General features: G+C 61.9%; 16 protein-coding genes. 9 read left to right on the forward strand and 7 right to left on the reverse strand.

Going from position 1 to position 18,227, the window contains the following annotated elements; all coding sequences use genetic code 11:
- Positions 1–39: 39 nt before the first annotated feature.
- Together MOD31_RS01610 and MOD31_RS01615 are read left to right on the forward strand one after the other, a co-directional pair.
- On the forward strand, positions 40–723 hold the full coding sequence (locus MOD31_RS01610; protein WP_223940550.1) for a metalloregulator ArsR/SmtB family transcription factor: 684 nt from the start codon (positions 40–42) through the stop codon (positions 721–723).
- A 26-nt stretch (positions 724–749) separates the two neighbouring features.
- Positions 750–1,982, forward strand: a complete 1,233-nt coding sequence (locus MOD31_RS01615) for a cysteine desulfurase family protein (RefSeq protein WP_250819702.1) — start codon at positions 750–752, stop codon at positions 1,980–1,982.
- Between the two features lie 3 nt (positions 1,983–1,985).
- Here the strand turns inward: MOD31_RS01615 and MOD31_RS01620 are convergent, their stop codons facing one another.
- Complete coding sequence (locus MOD31_RS01620; protein WP_250819703.1) at positions 1,986–3,227, reverse strand: NAD(P)/FAD-dependent oxidoreductase; 1,242 nt, start codon at positions 3,225–3,227, stop codon at positions 1,986–1,988.
- Positions 3,228–3,405: 178 nt separating this feature from the next.
- On the opposite strand from MOD31_RS01620, the gene mnmA reads away from it, so the two are divergent.
- From mnmA to MOD31_RS01655, 7 genes are all read left to right on the forward strand, one after another.
- Complete coding sequence (gene mnmA, locus MOD31_RS01625) at positions 3,406–4,527, forward strand: tRNA 2-thiouridine(34) synthase MnmA (RefSeq protein WP_243753114.1); 1,122 nt, start codon at positions 3,406–3,408, stop codon at positions 4,525–4,527.
- Positions 4,528–4,695: 168 nt separating this feature from the next.
- Positions 4,696–6,324, forward strand: coding sequence for an ABC transporter substrate-binding protein (locus MOD31_RS01630; protein WP_166840115.1), 1,629 nt, complete (start codon positions 4,696–4,698; stop codon positions 6,322–6,324).
- Between the two features lie 129 nt (positions 6,325–6,453).
- Positions 6,454–7,545, forward strand: a complete 1,092-nt coding sequence (locus MOD31_RS01635) for an ABC transporter permease (protein ID WP_142938542.1) — start codon at positions 6,454–6,456, stop codon at positions 7,543–7,545.
- Positions 7,546–7,547: 2 nt separating this feature from the next.
- Complete coding sequence (locus tag MOD31_RS01640; protein ID WP_142938543.1) at positions 7,548–8,561, forward strand: ABC transporter permease; 1,014 nt, start codon at positions 7,548–7,550, stop codon at positions 8,559–8,561.
- Positions 8,558–10,264 (forward strand): ABC transporter ATP-binding protein, encoded by a 1,707-nt coding sequence (locus MOD31_RS01645; RefSeq protein WP_250819704.1) that lies wholly within the window; start codon positions 8,558–8,560, stop codon positions 10,262–10,264. The genes MOD31_RS01640 and MOD31_RS01645 overlap by 4 nt, the downstream gene beginning before the upstream one ends.
- A gap of 122 nt (positions 10,265–10,386) precedes the next feature.
- Complete coding sequence (locus tag MOD31_RS01650) at positions 10,387–10,776, forward strand: chorismate mutase (protein ID WP_142938545.1); 390 nt, start codon at positions 10,387–10,389, stop codon at positions 10,774–10,776.
- 3 nt (positions 10,777–10,779) lie between these two features.
- Positions 10,780–11,814, forward strand: a complete 1,035-nt coding sequence (locus tag MOD31_RS01655) for a hypothetical protein (RefSeq protein ID WP_250819705.1) — start codon at positions 10,780–10,782, stop codon at positions 11,812–11,814.
- Positions 11,815–11,825: 11 nt separating this feature from the next.
- Here the strand turns inward: MOD31_RS01655 and MOD31_RS01660 are convergent, their stop codons facing one another.
- Genes MOD31_RS01660 through MOD31_RS01685 form a run of 6 tightly spaced genes read right to left on the reverse strand, consistent with a single transcriptional unit; the run spans position 11,826 to position 18,214 of the window.
- Positions 11,826–12,539: a DUF4166 domain-containing protein gene (locus MOD31_RS01660; protein ID WP_250819706.1), complete on the reverse strand. Its 714-nt coding sequence runs from the start codon at positions 12,537–12,539 to the stop codon at positions 11,826–11,828.
- A gap of 54 nt (positions 12,540–12,593) precedes the next feature.
- Positions 12,594–13,886 (reverse strand): DUF58 domain-containing protein, encoded by a 1,293-nt coding sequence (locus tag MOD31_RS01665; protein ID WP_142938548.1) that lies wholly within the window; start codon positions 13,884–13,886, stop codon positions 12,594–12,596.
- 32 nt (positions 13,887–13,918) lie between these two features.
- The gene (locus MOD31_RS01670) at positions 13,919–14,992 is read right to left on the reverse strand and encodes a MoxR family ATPase (protein WP_223940548.1); all 1,074 of its coding nucleotides are present in this window, start codon (positions 14,990–14,992) and stop codon (positions 13,919–13,921) included.
- Positions 14,989–16,182, reverse strand: a complete 1,194-nt coding sequence (locus MOD31_RS01675; protein WP_250819707.1) for a DUF4350 domain-containing protein — start codon at positions 16,180–16,182, stop codon at positions 14,989–14,991. The genes MOD31_RS01670 and MOD31_RS01675 overlap by 4 nt, the downstream gene beginning before the upstream one ends.
- Entirely contained in the window at positions 16,179–16,826 is a 648-nt protein-coding gene (locus MOD31_RS01680) for a DUF4129 domain-containing protein (protein ID WP_250819708.1), read from the reverse strand. Before MOD31_RS01680 ends, MOD31_RS01675 begins: the two co-directional genes overlap by 4 nt.
- Positions 16,827–16,864: 38 nt before the next feature.
- On the reverse strand, positions 16,865–18,214 hold the full coding sequence (locus MOD31_RS01685; RefSeq protein WP_250819709.1) for a hypothetical protein: 1,350 nt from the start codon (positions 18,212–18,214) through the stop codon (positions 16,865–16,867).
- Positions 18,215–18,227 lie beyond the last annotated feature (13 nt).

Below are 18,227 nucleotides of genomic sequence, written 5' to 3' on the forward strand. Positions count from 1 at the left end.
TAAAGCAACGATTCTTATTTTTAGATATATCTTTGGTGTATGGGCACGTCCGAACTCCCGTGGATCCGGAAAATCACTGCTGTTGCTGCCTTGGGCGATGAAAACCGCCGCAGGCTATATGAGTACGTTCTGAGTGCAGGGGAGGCCGTCAGCCGGGATGGGGCGGCCTTGGCACTCGAGCTGCCCCGCAGTTCGGCTTCCTTCCATTTGGACCGTTTGGTCCGCGAAGGGCTCTTGCGGGTTGAGTTCAGGAAATCCCCTGAGAAGACAGGGCCTGGGTCGGGGCGGCCATCAAAGCTCTACAGGCCCGTCATGGACGAGGTGGGCGTCTCTGTTCCTGAGCGGCACTACGACCTCGCCGGCCACCTCATGGCCGCGGCGATCACGCGCTCTCAGGCCGACGGTGTGCCGGCGCTGGAAGCGATGCGCGATGTCGCTGCAGCTGCAGGGCGCGAGGTTGGACGCCCTGGCCATTTCCTGGGTGCACTCTCGGAACTCGGATACGACCCCTCGCCGGACGCTGCCGGGGGATACCGCCTGCTCAACTGTCCGTTCCATCGCTTGTCGCGGGACCACGCGGAAGTGGTGTGCGCAATGAACGGCGCGTTCCTCAGCGGTGCTGCTGCGGCCTCCGGACTCAGTGCCGGCATCATCGTGCCGGATCCGGACCATGGTCCGGGACGCTGCTGTGCGCGCATCAATGCCCTTGGTAAGGAATCCTGAACGCCAGGCGTCGGTAGAATAACAAGGTGCCTGTATACCTTGACCACGCCGCAACCACGCCCCTGTCGGCCGAAGCGCTCGCTGTGATGACGCGCGAGCTGGCGCGGACCGGTAATCCTTCGTCGCTTCACGGTGCGGGCCGCCGCGCGAGGCGAGCGGTGGAGGATGCCAGGGAGGCGCTGGCAGCGGCTGCCGGGGCACACCCATCCGAGGTTATTTTCACCTCAGGCGGGACGGAAGCGGACAACCTGGCGGTGAAGGGTCTGTTCTGGGCCAGGCGGGACGAGAATCCGCGCCGTACACGCATCCTTTGCTCCGCCGTCGAGCACCATGCGGTCATGGATACCGTCGAATGGCTTGTAAGGCATGAAGGTGCTGACGTTGTGTGGATTCCGGTAGACAGCGACGGCGCTATTCGGCTGGAGGTCGTCCGGCAGGAAATCGAACGCGATCCCGAATCAATTGCCTTGGTCACAGTGATGTGGGCCAACAATGAAGTAGGTACCATCCAGCCGGTGACGGAGATTGTGGAGCTGGCAAAACCGCATGGAGTCCCGGTTCACTCCGATGCCGTCCAGGCTTTCGGATCGATTCCCGTGGACTTTCGTGGCTCGGGACTCTCTGCAATGTCCGTTTCGGGGCACAAGCTTGGTGGTCCGGTGGGGGTCGGCGCACTTTTCCTGGGAAGGGCCGTGAAGCTGACGCCGGTGCAGCACGGCGGCGGGCAGGAACGCGATGTGCGCTCGGGAACACTGGACACTCCCGCAATCGCCGCTTTTGCCGCAGCCGCGGAGGCTGTCACTGCAAACCTGCCCGTTGAAAAAGAACGTCTCAGTTTGTTGCGCGACCGCCTTATCAACGGAGTACACGATTCCGTGCCGGGCGCGGTGCTGAGGGGTGCTCCCGGGGACGGGCGGCTGCCGGGGAACGCCCACTTCACCTTCCCTGGTTGTGAAGGCGACTCATTGCTCTTTCTCCTGGACCTGGCAGGCGTTGAATCCTCCACGGGTTCGGCGTGCACGGCAGGGGTGCCACGGCCTTCGCACGTCCTCCTGGCAATGGGCCTGGATGAAGATACTGCACGCGGCGCCCAGCGCTTTACGCTGGGGCACAGTTCCACCGATGCGGATGTGGACGCGCTCTTGAAAGCCCTGCCCGAGGCGTGCTTAAGGGCCCGGCAGGCCGGAATGGCCGGTCATGAATCCAGCATTCAAACAGCAGCGACGGTGGCTCGGCAGGCCTCGTCGGAACCTTTCTAGCTCTTACGGCGCATCGGGCAGCAGTTCGTCCAGTGGCACCCCGAGATCCGTCAGTTTGTTGACGTTCACAGGGGTGCGGGTTGAAATCAAGGCCTTGATGGGCTTCTGAACCCGGCGCTGGTTGACGCTCATTCCGGCAACTACCACCCCCTCCCTCAACCAAAAAGCGATGAAGCTGCCGTCATCAAGCGAGCCGCGGATCATCGGTGTGATTCCGGAGGTCAAGGAGGGAAACCCCGAGTACTCCATGCTGACGGTGAACTGGTCCGTATAGAAGTACGGCACCACGTCCAGTTGGGCATCCCGGCCCATCATGGACTTTGCAGCCACCTTGCCGCCGTTGAGCGCGTTGGCCCAATGTTCGCTGCGATGGTGCTCGGCGGTAAATGGGTGGAGTGCGTTGGCTACATCTCCTGCAGCCAGCACATCCGGTGCACTGGACCTCAGCCCGGTATCCACCAGTATTCCATTGCGGATGGCAAGCCCTGCGGCTTCGCCGAGTGCGGTGTCAGGTACCACGCCGACGGCAACGATCACCACATCGGCGGGCAGCGTTTCGCCGGTATTGGTGCGGACCGCCGTCGCCCTGCCGTCCTGTCCTTCAATTCCGGCAGCGCTTGCCGGAAGGCGGAACGTCACGCCCTGATCTTCGTGGAGCCGATGAAAGAATCCACCAAGTTCAGGTCCGATGGCGGCACTCAGCGGTATGTCTTCCAGCCCCAGCAGTGTGACGTCGTTGCCATATGTGCGGGCTGCTGCCGCCAGTTCCATGCCGATCCACCCGGAGCCGATCATGACCACCTTCTTGCCTCCGTCCTTAAGGAGGTTCTGAAGCTGCACACTGTCATCGAAGGTTCGGAAGGTCATGACCCCGTCAAGGTCCGCACCTGGAAGCGGAATGGTTCGAGGCCGGGCGCCCGTGGCGAGGAGCAGCTTGGAGTAGTGAAGGCTTCGGCCGTCGGCCAGTGCCACAGCGTGCCCCCGGGGGTCGATCCGGCTGGCGAGGCTTTCGAGAAGAAGCTCGACGCCGTTTTCCCCGTACCATTTATCCGGCACCACCAGAGCAGCATCTGCCTCAGCTTTGCCAAGGAGGAATTCCTTGGAAAGGGGAGGGCGTATATAAGGTGGTCGGTTCTCTGCGGCCACCAAGGTTACGGGCCCTTCATAGCCTTCGGCGCGGAGGGTTTTGGCTGCGGTGGCGCCGGCAAGCCCGCCGCCGACGATAACTATGTGTTCGTGTGCCATGTCAGCTCGATTCTAAAACCAATTATTTTGACTTTAGAAGCACGGGTGGGGTCAGTCAAGGGTTTTAGGGTAGGCGTGGCACGGCAGGCTAGAATAGATGGGCACGCCGGCTGTTCCCAGCCGGATCAGTTGCTCCAACTCCCACAGACAGAAAGCCAGCATGCGAGTACTTGCAGCAATGAGCGGCGGAGTTGACTCCGCTGTGGCCGCAGCCCGGGCAGTCGAGGCCGGACACGACGTCGTCGGGGTCCACCTTGCGTTGTCGCGGATGCCCGGCACCCTGCGCACAGGAAGCCGGGGTTGTTGCACCATCGAGGATTCCCGCGATGCCTGGCGTGCTTGCGATGTCCTTGGAATTCCCTACTACGTGTGGGACTTCTCGGAGCGCTTCAAGGAAGACGTTGTCCAGGACTTCATTGACGAGTACGCCGCTGGCAGGACACCGAACCCGTGTATGCGGTGCAACGAGCGGATCAAGTTCGCAGCACTTCTGGAGAAGGCCATCGCCCTTGGTTTCGATGCTGTGTGCACCGGACACTACGCCAAGGTCATCGAAGACGCTGACGGTAACCGGGAACTCCACCGCGCCGCCGATTGGGCCAAGGACCAGAGCTATGTTCTGGGCGTCCTGACCCACGAGCAACTGAAGCACTCCATGTTCCCGCTGGCGGACACTCCTTCCAAGGCCGAGGTACGTGCCGAGGCAGAACGCCGGGGCTTGTCCGTGGCCAACAAGCCCGACAGCCACGACATCTGCTTTATCTCCGACGGCGACACCCGCGGCTGGCTGGCCGAGAAAATTGACATGACCACCGGGGACATCGTTGACGAAACCGGTGCCAAGGTTGGTGAACATCCAGGTGCCAACGCCTTCACGGTGGGGCAGCGACGAGGCCTGAAGCTGGGTACGCCCGCGGCAGATGGCAAGCCTCGGTTCGTCCTGGAGATCCGTCCCAAGGAAAACAAGGTGGTTGTGGGGCCGGAAGCCCTGCTGGCGATCGACGAGATTCGCGGCATCAAGGTTTCGTGGGCCGGTTTGCCCATTTCCGAGGTAGCAAGCGGCGCCGAGTTCGACTGCCATGCCCAAGTGAGGGCTCATGGCGATCCCGTTCCGGCGAGAGCCCGGGTGGAAGCCGTCGCTGATGATTCAGGCGTTGAGCGCGCCCAGCTGGTTGTTACGTTGACGGATCCGTTGCGCGGCGTTGCCCCGGGGCAGACCGTCGTTCTTTATCAGGGTAGTCGTGTCCTGGGACAGGCAACCATAGATGCCGCCCGTTCCCTTCAGCGGGAAGTTCTGTAGTCCGGGCGTTCAGAGCAAAAGCTACTGGAAAGTAAATTTTGTGTCTCAAATCACAAAATGAGGGGTTCGCGGCCTGCGAAGTCTGGTTGAATCGTGGAATCAAGAGTGCGCGCCGTCACAAATATCTGACGGCGGCGCGCCGAATCCATCGAACAGAAGGTTCACCAGATGGCACTGAACAAGAAGGCCCTGCACGGCGCTATCGCGCTGGCGGGCATCTCCGCGCTCGCCCTGACGGCATGCACGGGACCCTCCGGCGGCGGCTCATCTTCCGCTCCGGCCGCCGCAGGCCCCATCGCCTACGGCACCACTGACAAAGTCACGTCTTTGGACCCCGCAGGATCCTATGACAACGGTTCATTTATGGTGATGAACCAGGTCTACTCATTCCTGCTCAATTCCAAGCCCGGCGGCGCGGAACCCGTTCCGGACCTCGCCGAATCGTCGTCTTTCACGGCGCCGTCGGAATACACCGTGAAGCTCAAGTCCGGGCTCAAATGGGCCAACGGGCACACTCTGGATTCCAAGGACGTAAAGCACTCCTTCGATCGGCAGGTGGCCATCAATGACCCCGCCGGACCAGCCTCGCTCCTGACCAACATCGACAGCGTGAGCACGCCAGACGCCACCACGGTGGTGTTCAAATTGAAGAACGCCAACGACCAGACATTCAGCCAGATCCTCAGCAGCCCGGCCGCGCCGATCGTGGACGATGAAGTCTTCCCGGCCGACAAGATCCTTTCCGACGACGAGATCATCAAGGCGAACGCGTTCTACGGCCAGTACACGATTGACAGCTACAAGAAAAACGAATTGGTCAGCTTCAAATCGTTCGCGGACTACAACGGTGTTCTTGGCAAGCCGGCCAACGACGCTGCCACCATCAAGTACTACGCCAGCCCCACCAACCTGAAGCTGGAAATCCAACAGGGCGCCATTGACGTTGCCTTCCGCAGCCTCAGCGCGACTGACATCGACGATCTCCGCAAGGACTCCAAGGTCAAGGTCCTCACTGGCCCGGGCGGCGAAATCCGCTACATCACGTTCAACTTCGACACTATGCCGTACGGAACCAAAGCGACCGGGGCGGACCCCGCCAAGGCCCTGGCCGTACGCCAGGCGATCGCCAACCTGGTGGACCGGCAGGCAATTGCAGACCAGGTGTACAAGGGCACCTACCTGCCGCTGTACTCCAACGTCCCCAGCGGATTCCTCGGCGCCAACGAATCCTTCAAGGACGCCTATGGCGATGACGGAAAGCCAAGCCTGGATAAGGCCAAGAAAGTCCTGACGGACGCCGGCATCAACGAACCCGTTGCCCTGAACCTGCAGTACAACCCGGACCACTACGGTGGATCCTCCGGAGACGAATACGCCATGGTCAAGGAGCAGCTGGAAAAGTCCGGGCTCTTCACTGTGAACCTGCAGTCCACCGAATGGGTCACCTACAGCAAGGCCAGCCGTGCTGACGAATACCCGTTGTTCCAGTTTGGTTGGTTCCCGGACTTCAGCGATGCCGATAACTACCTCACCCCGTTCTTCCCCGAGGGCGGCTTCCTGAAGAACCACTACAACAACGCCACGGTCAACGAACTCATCGGCAAGCAGCTCACCGAAGCGGACAAGACCAAGCGTGAGGCAGCCATCAAGGAAGTCCAGAACGCCCTCGCCAAGGACATCTCCACACTGCCCCTGCTTCAGGGTGCGCAGGTGGCGGTCGTCGGAAGCGGCGTCAACGGAGTCGACAAGACCCTGGATCCGTCCTTCAAGTTCCGTCTGGGCGTAATTTCCAAGTAACCGCACCTTTGTGAAGAGAAGGGAGGCGGGACACTGATCCGGTGTTCCGCCTCCTTTGCTGACCACCAACGTGGCCGGCACGCATCAGACAGTCCCGCGTAATCCACGGGCAAGAAATGCAGGTAGCACATGACAACACTTATTGAGGTTCCCGAGGCTGAACCCGGCATCGTCGCTCCCAAGAGCAAGTCCAAAGCCGGGGGAGGGCTGGGCAGATACATCGTGATCAGGTTCTTCCTGATCATTCCCACCGTTTTCATCCTGGTAACACTGGTCTTCTTCCTGATGCGGGTCATCGGCGATCCCATCACCGCATCACAAGGCGGACGGCTTCCCCCGGACGTCCTGGCCCAACGCATCCATGATGCCGGGTACGACCGTCCGGTCCTGGTTCAGTACTTCGAGTACCTTGGCCAGCTGATCACCGGGAACTTCGGAACCACCATCACTGACCGGCGTCCTGTAGTTGAGGTGATGACCACCTTCGGCGCAGCCACCCTTGAACTCTCCATCAACGCGCTGATCGTGGCGCTCGCAGTCGGTATCCCTTTCGGGCTGATTGCCGCCCAACACCGGGACAAGACTCCCGATGCCCTGCTGAGGTTCTTCGCCATCCTTTGCTACGCCACTCCGGTCTTCTTCTCAGGGCTGCTCCTCAAGCTGACGTTTTCCGTATGGCTCGGATGGTTCCCGGTAGCAGGCCGCGCTTCCACTCGTACGGAACTAACCATGAGCGCTTTGGCTGCTCCATCCGGTATCTACTGGCTCGACGCGCTGCGAAGCGGAAACTTCACCGCCCTCGGTGACATAGCGTCCCACGCAGTTCTTCCGGCAGTCGCCCTTGGCCTACTCACCGCAGGTGTGTTCCTTCGCCTGGTCCGCACCAACGTCATCGGAACATTGGGAAAGGACTACATTGAGGCAGGGCGCTCCAGAGGCGTCAGCGAGTTCCGCCTGGTGACCAAGCACGCCTACAAACCCGCGCTGATTCCCATCATTACCGTCATGGGCCTGCAAATTGCCCTGATGCTGGGCGGCGCGATCCTCACCGAAACCACCTTTGAGTGGAAAGGCCTTGGCTACCAGCTGGTGCAGTACTTGAATGCCCGCGACTTCGTGGCCGTCCAAGGGATCGTGGTGCTGCTGGCCATCATCGTGGCCGTCACCAACTTCATCGTGGACATCATTGCCGCGCTCATCGACCCCCGAGTGAGGTACTGACCATGAGCACCCCTCAATTGACCCGGGCCAAGCAGCCCTTGTTCTCACGGCTTCCCGTGATCAGCCACCTGAAGAAGAGCGTAGGCCTCCAGCGAGGCATGCTGGTGGTGGGTGTTGTCCTCAGCGGAGTATTCCTTCTCACCAGCATCTTCGCCCCGCTCCTTGCTCCCTATGGCTACTCCCAACTCAGCGATGCCTCCGGCTCGTTTCCCACCCAGGAAGCCCCTGGCGGCAAACACCTGCTGGGAACGACCGTTGGTGGCTACGACGTCCTGTCTCGAGTGATTTGGGGTTCCCAAACGGCAGTGACAGTCATCATTGTGTCCGTGGCAATGTCCTTGTTCCTCGGCGTGGTGCTGGGGCTTCTCAGCGGATACTTCGGCGGATGGCTGGACAGAATTTTGGTCGTCGTTGCGGACGCCATCTACGCATTCCCAACACTGCTCCTGGCGATTGTGATCTCAATTGTGATCAGCCGCGGCCAGTCCAGCTTCTGGGGCGGCATCTTCTCCTGTGCTTTCTCCATCACTGTGGTCTTTGTGCCGCAGTACTTCCGGGTGATCCGTGCAGAGACCATCCGGCTCAAGGCCGAGCCTTTCGTGGAGTCGGCCAAGGTCCTCGGGGCGTCCAGTGTGCGAATCATCGGGCGGCACATCTTCAAGAACGCCACCCGAACCTTGCCGCTCATGTTCACCCTCAACGCCTCCGAAGCGATCCTGACACTGGCCGGTTTGGGATTCCTTGGCTTCGGGATCGAACCCACGTCCGCGGCCGAATGGGGTTTCGACCTCAACAAAGCCTTGGCTGACACCTCCTCCGGTATTTGGTGGACAGGCGTCTTCCCCGGCATCGCGATCGTCCTCACCGTCCTGGGGCTGACCCTGGTGGGCGAGAGCATCAACGACCTCAACGACCCCAGGATCCGTGGCCGCAAACGCGCGGGTCGAACACCAGTACCCGGTACACCGGCAGGACCGGAATCGTCGGTAAACCCGGCAGAGGCAGGAAAGTCATGACCACCAACCTTGGAAACCTCTCAGACGGGACAGGCACGGAACAGCCGGTACTTACCATTGATCGGCTCCAAGTCACCTTCGCCACTGACGGCGGCGACGTTCATGCCGTCAAAGACGTAAGCCTGAACGTTGGAGCCGGAGAAGTAGTTGCCATTGTGGGCGAATCGGGTTCCGGTAAAACCGTGACGGCCAAGACCATCCTCGGCCTGCTTCCGGAAACAGCCATCAGCTCAGGCGCCGTGGTGATCAACGGCAACAACGTCATCAGCGTCAGCAAATCCACCCTCCGCACAATCCGCGGCCGCGATGTGGCCATGGTGTTCCAGGAGCCCTCCACAGCCCTCAACCCGGTCTTCACCGTGGGCTGGCAGATTGCCGAAGGCATCAGGGCGCATTCCACTGACGGACGGCGCATCTCCGCCAAGGAAGCCAAGGAACGGGCAACCGAGGCACTTCGCAAGGTTGGCATCCCGGACCCCGAAACGCGGGTCAACTACTATCCTCACCAGTTCTCCGGCGGACAGAAACAACGCGTGGTCATAGCCGCGGCGTTGGCACTCAATCCCGGACTGATCGTGGCCGATGAGCCCACCACGGCCCTGGATGTGACAGTCCAGGCCGAAATCCTCCAGCTCCTGCGCGATTTGAGGGACAACTACGGCACCTCGATCGTGCTCATTACCCATAACATGGGCGTCGTGGCAGATCTGGCCGACCGTGTAGTGGTGATGTACCAGGGCGACGTTGTGGAGGAGGCCCCGGCCAAGGTCCTGTTTGCTGAACCCCGGCAGGAGTACACCAGGAAACTGCTGGCCGCTGTGCCGCACCTCGGACGGAACTCCGCCTCCGAGGGTGCCCGAGGCCGGCTCCACCAAGATGGCAAAATCCTGGTGGAGGCAAAGAACCTCACCATCGAATACCCCGGCCGTTTCGGCAGGCACGGATTCAAGGCCGTGAACGATGTCAGCTTTACGGTGTCCGAAAACGAGGTCTTCGGGTTGGTGGGTGAATCCGGTTCCGGAAAGTCAACCATTGGACGAGCGATAGCCGGCCTGACCCGGACCACAGGGGGAAGCCTGAAGGTCCTTGGGTACGAGATGTTGGACTTCAAGGAGCGTTCCTTCCGACCTCTCCGCAAGGAAATCGGCTTCGTGTTCCAGGATCCGGCGGCGTCCTTCAACCCGCACCTCACCATTGGCGAATGCGTCGCCGAACCGCTGCTGATCCACACCCGGCCGGGCGCCGCTGAGGCGAGGAAAAAGGTAGGTGAGCTGCTCGAATCAGTCCAGTTGCCGGCGTCGTACGCCGAACGCTACCCGCACGAGCTCTCGGGCGGGCAGCGGCAGCGCGCATCCCTGGCGAGATCCCTGGCGCTTAATCCGCGCCTGTTGATCGCCGACGAACCCACATCCGCCCTTGACGTCTCGGTGCAGGCCAAAGTCCTGGACCTGTTCAAAGACATCCAAGAGCAGTACGGTTTCGCGGCTCTCTTCATCAGCCACGACCTCGCAGTGGTGGACATGCTGTCCCACTGGGTTGGCGTGTTGTATAAGGGCCGGCTGGTGGAGCAGGGGATCGGCAACCAAGTGATGGGCTCACCGCAACACGACTACACCAAGCGGCTCATCGCGTCCCTGCCGGTACCGGACCCGGATGAACAAGCACGACGGCGGGAAGCCCACCGATCGCTGCTGGGTGGCTAAACCGTTCGAAAGGACGTTGGTAAGAAGCGAAGGCACGCCCCCTCATCTGCGGAGGGCGTGCCTTCGCCATCACGTCAGGTAACACCCACGGCGGTACAACCTCACACCATAGACTGGGGTGCATGACCGAGCAGAACAACGCCCTTCCCCATGACGCCGATTCCTTCAACCCGGCAGCGAGCTCCTTGGCCGGCCACGTGGACCGTGCCGTCATGGATGAGCTGCTGTCCATCCGGTCCAGCATCGACAACATTGACGCAACACTTGTTTTCCTGCTCGCTGAACGCTTCAAGGCCACCCAAAAAGTTGGCATCCTGAAGGCCACACACAAGCTTCCCGCCGGAGATCCGGGCCGCGAATCCGCCCAGATCGCCCGCTTGCGCAGGCTCGCCGAGGATGCGCACCTCGATCCAGCCTTCGCAGAGAAATTCCTCAACTTCATCATCAGTGAAGTGATCCGCCATCACGAGGCCATCGCCGAGGATCACCAGATCTCCAGCCAGCAGGCCTAACCCGTGACAGAAGTGGAAAGCGTACGCGCCAGCGCCACCGCACTGGGGCCGTGGCCCGGCACCGATCCCGCGGAAGCCAACCGGATCATCAGGGGCGAGTTGGGAGACCCCCATCTTCCGTTCCTGCCCGAACTGCCGGAGCGAGGGGTGGGATCGGACGCCGTTGGGCGGACAGGTTCCCTGCTGATTGACCTCGCACTCGACGTCCAACCCCACGGCTGGCGTTTGGTGGACAGGCCCGGTAAAGATGCCCGTCGCGCCAGCTCGGCACTATTGACCGACATCAACATTTTGGCCGACGTCGCCGGCGCCGAGGATGTTTCAGCAACGGAGTTCAAGATCCAGGTGCTGGGACCCATGAGTCTCGCGGCCAATCTTCACCTGCACAGTGGCGAACGGGCACTCTTGGACTACGGCGCTCGGAGGGACATTGCTGAATCCTTGGCCGCAGGCGTGGGAGAGCACCTCAGCCGCATTGCCGCCGGTGTCCCGGGCGCCCGGTTGGTGGTCCAGATAGACGAACCGGACATTGCCTCCGTCATGGCAGGGACCATTCCAACAGCCAGTGGCTACCGCACGTTGAGGTCCATCTCCGGTGAGGAAGTCACAGGTGCCTGGAAGCTGGTGATCGACGCCCTGAAATCTGCTGGCGTCATGGAGACAGTGGTCTCCATACCGGAAATTGAAGCGCCCATCGACAGGGTACTCGCCGCCGGTGCTGATGGCGTCGCAGTTCCCCTGAAGGCCCTGACGTCACGCCAGTGGGAACAGCTGGCCGCAGCCGTGGAGGACGGTAAGCGTGTGTGGGCAGGGGCGCTTTCCACCAGCGATCTCCGGGCGCAACTACCGCGTACGGCCGAGGTAGTTGAAAGCATCTGGAAACCGTGGCGCCAGCTGGGCCTTCCTGCATCCGGCTTGGCGGGACTGCGCGTCACACCCTCCACTGGACTGGCAGACTTCACTCCTTCAACGGCCAAAGACGTTCTGACGAAATTGACACAAGTGGCTGACGGACTTGACCAGCTGGCTCAGGGCTGACCTCAGGGAAGTCAGATTCTCTTTTCCCAGCGGTCTGGTTCGGCATAGCGGGGGAGGGAGTTACCGGGGGCCATTCCTGGCAAGTACGGTGCCAGGCGGTAGTCGAAGCGTCCTGCATAGACAAGAACCAGACCGATCTGTGGCTGGATGACCTTGACCTGAATGCGGTGCTTGCCCTCGTCGTTGTCCCACCATTGTTCGGCATACGCTCGTGCGTCGAGGGCTGCCGGCAGCGGAATGCGCAGGGGGCCCAGGAAGAGCCTGCTCGCCTGGGACACACCACGGAGGCGGCCTTGGGAGGTGACGCTGACATCCAGGTCCGTGACCAGTCGGCGGTAACGGCCTACATGGTCCACCAAGCGGGCGTTTCGATCCCCATGGCCAGGCAGGATGGCGCTGGTCGTATCGTGGAAAAGCCGTGTTCCGGAAGGGAAGTAGATCTCCCGGCGCGCTGTTAGGGCCGGGCGTCCGAAAGGATCCACATGGGCGTGGTTTTCGATCCGGAACGGAATTTCCTCGCCGTACTCTGGAAAGAAGGCTTCCTCGCCTCCTGTCAATGCGAGGAGCGGCCGCAACCATTTTTGCCGGCACCCCACCACGTCAAAGACCCCTTCGCCAATTCCATAGAAACCGGATCCGGCCGCCAACGAGAAATACTTTTGGAGTTCCGGGGTGAGCCGGGCGAAATCCTCGCCCAGCGCCAGCTGGTAGATGGGGCTATTCATGGCAGTCCTTCCTTGAACACAACATCGGAGCCGTACTTAGGCTGGAGCTTTGCTTTAGAGCCGGCCGGCTGCTTTGAGGCGAATATACGTATCAGCGAGCAGTGGAGGAACATCGTGGGGTTCGGCATCCACCACCTCGGCTCCAAGCTGCCGGAGCTGAGCCATCACCGCTGAGCGTTCCAAGAGCGCGCGTTCGGCCGCCGCTGCCCGGAAAACCTGACTCGCCGTAGTCCTCTCTTTCTTCATGGCAGAAAGCAAGGGATCCCGGACGGATGCCACCACCACAACGTGCTGGCGTGCCAGTTGGGCAACGGTAGGCAGGAGGCCCTCTTCCGGGGCGCCGCCGTCAAGCGCCGTCAACAGCACCACCATGGAGCGATGCGCCGAGACGGCACGCACTTGAGCAGGAACCTGCTGCCAATCGAGCTCGATCAGTTCAGCCTCCAAGGGAGCCATGGCTTGAACGAGCTGACCCAGCAAATTTCCTTTCGACGCCGACTCAACCCGTGCGCGGAGCCTCCGGTCGTAGGCGAGGAAATCCACACGGTCGCCTCCGCGCTCGGCCAGCACGGCGAGCAGCAGAGCGGCCTCAATTCCAGTATCGAGCCGCGGTTCATCTTCGATTCTTGCTGCCGCCGTCCGGGAAGTATCAAGAACAATCACCACGCGCCTGTCGCGCTCGGGGCGCCACGTCCGCACCACCACCGATGTGCGGCGTGCGGTAGCGCGCCAGTCGATGGACCGGACGTCGTCACCGCGGACGTAGTCACGCAACGAGTCGAATTCGGTACCTGCCCCGCGGATCTGCACGGCGGCCCTGCCGTCCAGTTCCCGGAGCTTCCGGAGTTTGGATGGGAGATGACGTTTCGAGTGGAACGGCGGGAGGACCCGCAACTGGCCAGGCAGGACGCGTGTGCGCTGCCTCGCCGCCATTCCCAGGGGACCCATGGAGCGGATGGTCACATGGGGGCTTGTAAGGTCGCCGCGTCGCCGAGGGACCAAGGTCACTGTCATGCGCCGGCGCTCACCAGCCGGGACCACAAGGGATTGCGCAGAGTTCACGGCCCCCGCTGAGGGCTGCCAGGTATCTCTGACTTCCGCCCGCAATGTGCGCCGGGTGGGGTTGGTGATGGTCACTACAGAGTCAGCTTTGCCCTCGAGCGTCACGTTTCCAGGGAGGACGCGTTCCAGGGCAAGCTGAGCGGGCGACGCCGCCAGCACCAGATCCAACACCAGCACAAGAACCAGCCCCGCGCCAACCAACAGGACAGTGCTCCACGCGGGAAAAGCCACCAACGGCACCAGACCCAGCAGAGAAAGCAACACAAAACGACCCGTTATGGCCACTCAAGCCCCCTCGGCCAACGTCGCCCCGGCGATCATCGCGGTACCGGGACGGAGGCGAGAATACTGCCCAAGACATCGTCCACCACAATGCCGTCCATCTGGGCTTCCGGCCGCAGACCTACCCTGTGCCTCAGGCACGGCAAGGACAACGCTTTGACGTCGTCCGGGGTGACGAAGGACCTGCCGGACAACCACGCCCACGCTTTTGAGGTTTTGAGCAGCGCGGTTGCCCCGCGCGGCGAAACGCCGAGTTGGAATGAGGGCGCAGACCTTGTGGCGCGAACAACGTCAACGATGTACGCGAGGATCTCCGGAGCCACAGCCACGTGCGCAACGGCTGCTTGGGCGTTGGAAAGCTCGACGGCGCCAGCCACCGGGCGCACGCCGGCTGCGGAAAGGTTGCGGGGATCAAACCCGCTGGCATGGCGGCGGATGACTTCAATCTCCTCAGCCCGGCCGGGCAGCGGCATGGTCAACTTGAGGAGGAAACGGTCCAGCTGCGCCTCCGGCAGGGGATAGGTTCCCTCGTACTCCACAGGGTTCTGGGTGGCCGCAACAATGAACGGACTTGGCAGTGGACGCGATACGCCGTCCACGGAAACCTGGCGCTCTTCCATTGCCTCCAGGAGTGAAGCCTGGGTCTTCGGCGGGGTTCGGTTGATCTCGTCGGCCAGCATGATGTTGGTGAACACCGGGCCTTCACGGAAAGTGAACTCGGACGTGTGGGAGTCATAGACCAAAGAGCCCGTGACGTCACCGGGCATGAGGTCCGGAGTGAACTGAACACGCTTGGTGTCCAAGCTCAGAGCGGTGGACAAAGCCCTGACCAAAAGGGTCTTGGCCACGCCGGGAACACCCTCGAGGAGGACATGTCCGTCACATAGCAGGGCGATCAGCATGCCGGTAACCGTGGAGTCCTGACCGACTACAGCTTTGCCCACTTCGGCTCTGACATTGAGCAACGACTGCCGTGCCGGATCCTCAAGGGGGTGCCTCTGCCCGTTTTCTGAAGGTGGCGCCTCGTGCTGCGACGCCTCGTTCTGCAGGGCTTCCTGCTGGGACGTCGTCTCCGCGTAGTGGCTGTTGCTGTCCGTGTGGCTGCTCATCTGGCGATCGCTTCCTGTTCGATTCGTTCAATCTGTTGTGCCCACTGCACCAGCTGTCCTTCACTTTCGGGCATGAAGTCGATCAGGACGGACCGCACTTCCGTGGCCGGCAGCTTCACATGGCGGGCTGTTGTATCCAGAATTGCTTCGGTGGTGGCGTCGGCTCCAAGGTTGAAGTGCCGGGCCAGCCGTGACAGGGTTCCGGCCCTCAAATTCCGGGCGGCCCGCTCCACGGCGCGTGAGTCCTGGTACAGGCGAGCACGCCCTTCTGCTGTTTCGGCGGCCTTGACCACCACGGGCAGTGGCTCGAAAACCAAAGGGCCCATGCGTCGGCCCCGCCATACGATGGCCAGCAGGGCTACGAAGCCCAGCCAGGGGCCCGCGAAGGCAAGCCATCGCGGCGCGAGCTCGTTGAGCGTGGGGCTTGAATTTGACGCCGGGATATCTCCGACCCCGGGGAGGTACCACACGAGGTTCGCGTTGTTGCCCAGCGTTCGGAGGGCGAGGGCCGCATTTCCCTCCAGTGCAACGTGTTGATTGTCCAAGAGCTCCCTGCTGCCCAAAACAATGACCCTGCCATCGGCTGATTCCGCGTACAACCCGGGTCCGCTCCCACGCGGGGCGTAGCAAACTACGGGTCCTGAAAAGACGGATCCTTGCGCCGATACGCGGCCCGCTGCCAAGGCATCGTCCTGCTCGCAACCCGGTTCAATGACCTGTATCGCTTCCGGAACCACGCCGCCAGGGCGGATACCTTCAGCCAGGCCATTGAGCGTCCTGAGTCGTGGAGTCACCACCACTACACGGTCTGCTGCGGCTGTGATCTCCTCAAGCTGGGACCGGTCAAGGAAGCCCTGTGCGTCAAAGAGGAATACCGTGGCGTCATCTTTGTTTGATAGCGCCTCCAACGTGTCCTCGAACGTCTCGGTCGGAGTGACGGACACGCCGTGGCGCCCCAGGATCTCGGCTACCGCCATTCCGCCGTCCGGTGCCGGGTTCCGCGTTGACAAGCGCCGGGAGTCGGTGGCGCCTGCAACGCTGTCAATAGCCAGGAAAATTACCAAACCAGCAAGCAAGGCCCCCAAGGCAATCCACACGAGGTGTTTTTGGAACCAGGCTTTGAACCTCCCGCCGGCCGGGAAACCTGGGGTAGTGATTTCCTCCTGGCCCACATGTTCGTTCGTGGTCATCGGGGAACCGCGAATCCAGCGTTGGCCTGTCCTGCGAAGTCAGGCTTCAGCGCAAGAAGTTCAGCATCCAGCTGGCGGACTGACTCGTAGTCCGCGCGTGTTGCCGGGTGGTCGCCATACCGCACGGCATCGAAAACACCGGCAACGGCGATCAGCTTGGCTTGTGCCGCACCAAAAACCCCGCCCAATTGAGCGGCGGCTTCGTCTGCGGTCCTGCCGGCTCGAGCATCAATGATGTCCCGTTCTTCCGCGGAGCGGACAAGAGCACGGAACTGATCGACGACGGCGGCCGGCCAGTTGCCGCCGTCGGCTGCTGTCGCCGCCCGTGCACGGTAGCCCTCTGCGTCGACTGTGCGGTCGTTTCCATAGAGGTCTTCCGCCTCTTTAGCCCTCCGGGCGTTCAACCTCGGCCTCACGAAGAAGATGGCGGCGATGATGAGCACCAAAGCCAGAACCACCATCAACGGAACAGCGATGTTGGGCCCGGCACCGGATCCACCATCCAAGGATGAAAGCCAATCCATGAAATCCCGCCACATCTGTTCAAGCCAGCCGGGCGTCGCGTCCGGGTACCGGGGGTTAGATAGCTCCTCAACGGCCCAGCGTCGCGCTTCGTCCCGGTCCGGGATCACAGGCGGTTCCATCAATGCCCATGACGAAAATACATCGATCGCGGCTGCCCTCATGCCTGAGGTTGCTGCCCTGGGGGAGCGGACGGAAACTGTCCCTCGCTCGGTGGCCAGGCGGTGTTAGCGGGCGCATTGGATGGTCCGCCGGGGATCCCTTCAGGATCGGAACCCGTTTCCATCAGCCGCATCAATTCAACATCCAGACCGTCCCGCCGCATGCGTAGGTCCATGTAGATCAGGCTGGAAACGGACGCTTGAAAGGCGAACGTTACAGACCCCACCAGTGCCCCGATCGCCGTGGAAATCACGGTCGTCAGAACCAGCGTGGAGGTCATCGACTCCGCGTCGGGGTGGGGGGCCACTACTCCACCGATGGCGGCGGAGACCAAGGACACGGGAATTTGGACAATTTGGGCGATGATTCCCACCATGATGGCTACCACCAGCGTGATGCCGAAAATGCGCCACCAGTTGTTCCTGGTCAACTTCCACGACCTGAGAAGTCCGTCGTAAACTCCGGTCCGCTCCACCACTATCACTGCAGGGGCCAGCATCAACTTCAGGCCGATCCACACAAAGGCCACCACTGCACCCAGCCCCAGAGGCAGGACGATCAGCAGCGCGGCAGGTCCCATGGCGGTGAACAGCAAGATCGCAATCCCGATCACCGCGGCAACGGCGAGAAGGCCGCCCAGCGTCAGCAGCGCAGCAACGCCCAGCAGAGGAATTATCCGGGGGCCCGCCAGTTTCCACATCTGCTTGAATCCTGTCCGCCGGTTGAGCACCGAACGGGAGACGGGCACCACCAGGACACCTTGGAGGACGGATCCCAGGAACCCAATCAGCACCGAAACCCCTAGGGTGCCGGCCATGAACGCGAAGAACGGACCCATCGCGTCGGCAAACTCCGCTTCCGAACTGACGGATTCAAAGGTCGTGGACAACTGGACCATGCCCACCGTGACAATGCCGATCAGGACTGCCCCGAGGACTTGCACGATCAGCGCGGAGCCAAACATGGAAGCGGCATTGCGGCGGATCGTCTGGAACGAGCCATCAAGGATCTCGCCGAATTGCAGCGGACGCAGGGGGATGATTCCGGGCTTGGGAGGCGCGACATAAAAGGGTTGCCCGTAGGGTGGACCTGGAGGCCAGCCGCCAGGAGGTTGACCTGGACGATATTGCCCGCCAGCCTGCGGCGCAGCCCAAGCCTGGGGGCCGCCCCACTGTGGTTGGCCGCCCCACTGCGGCTGATTGCCGCCTTGTGGTTGGCTGCCCCACGGTGGCTGATTGCCGTTTTGTGGTTGGCCGCCCCACGGTGGCTGATTGCCGCCTTGTGGTTGGTTACCCCACGCGGGCTGACCACCCGGCGGTGGATTCTGGCCGTGCTCTGGCTGTGACACGATTTCCTCCCCA

This window comes from Paenarthrobacter sp. TYUT067, assembly GCF_023656375.1.
Taxonomy (GTDB): domain Bacteria; phylum Actinomycetota; class Actinomycetes; order Actinomycetales; family Micrococcaceae; genus Arthrobacter.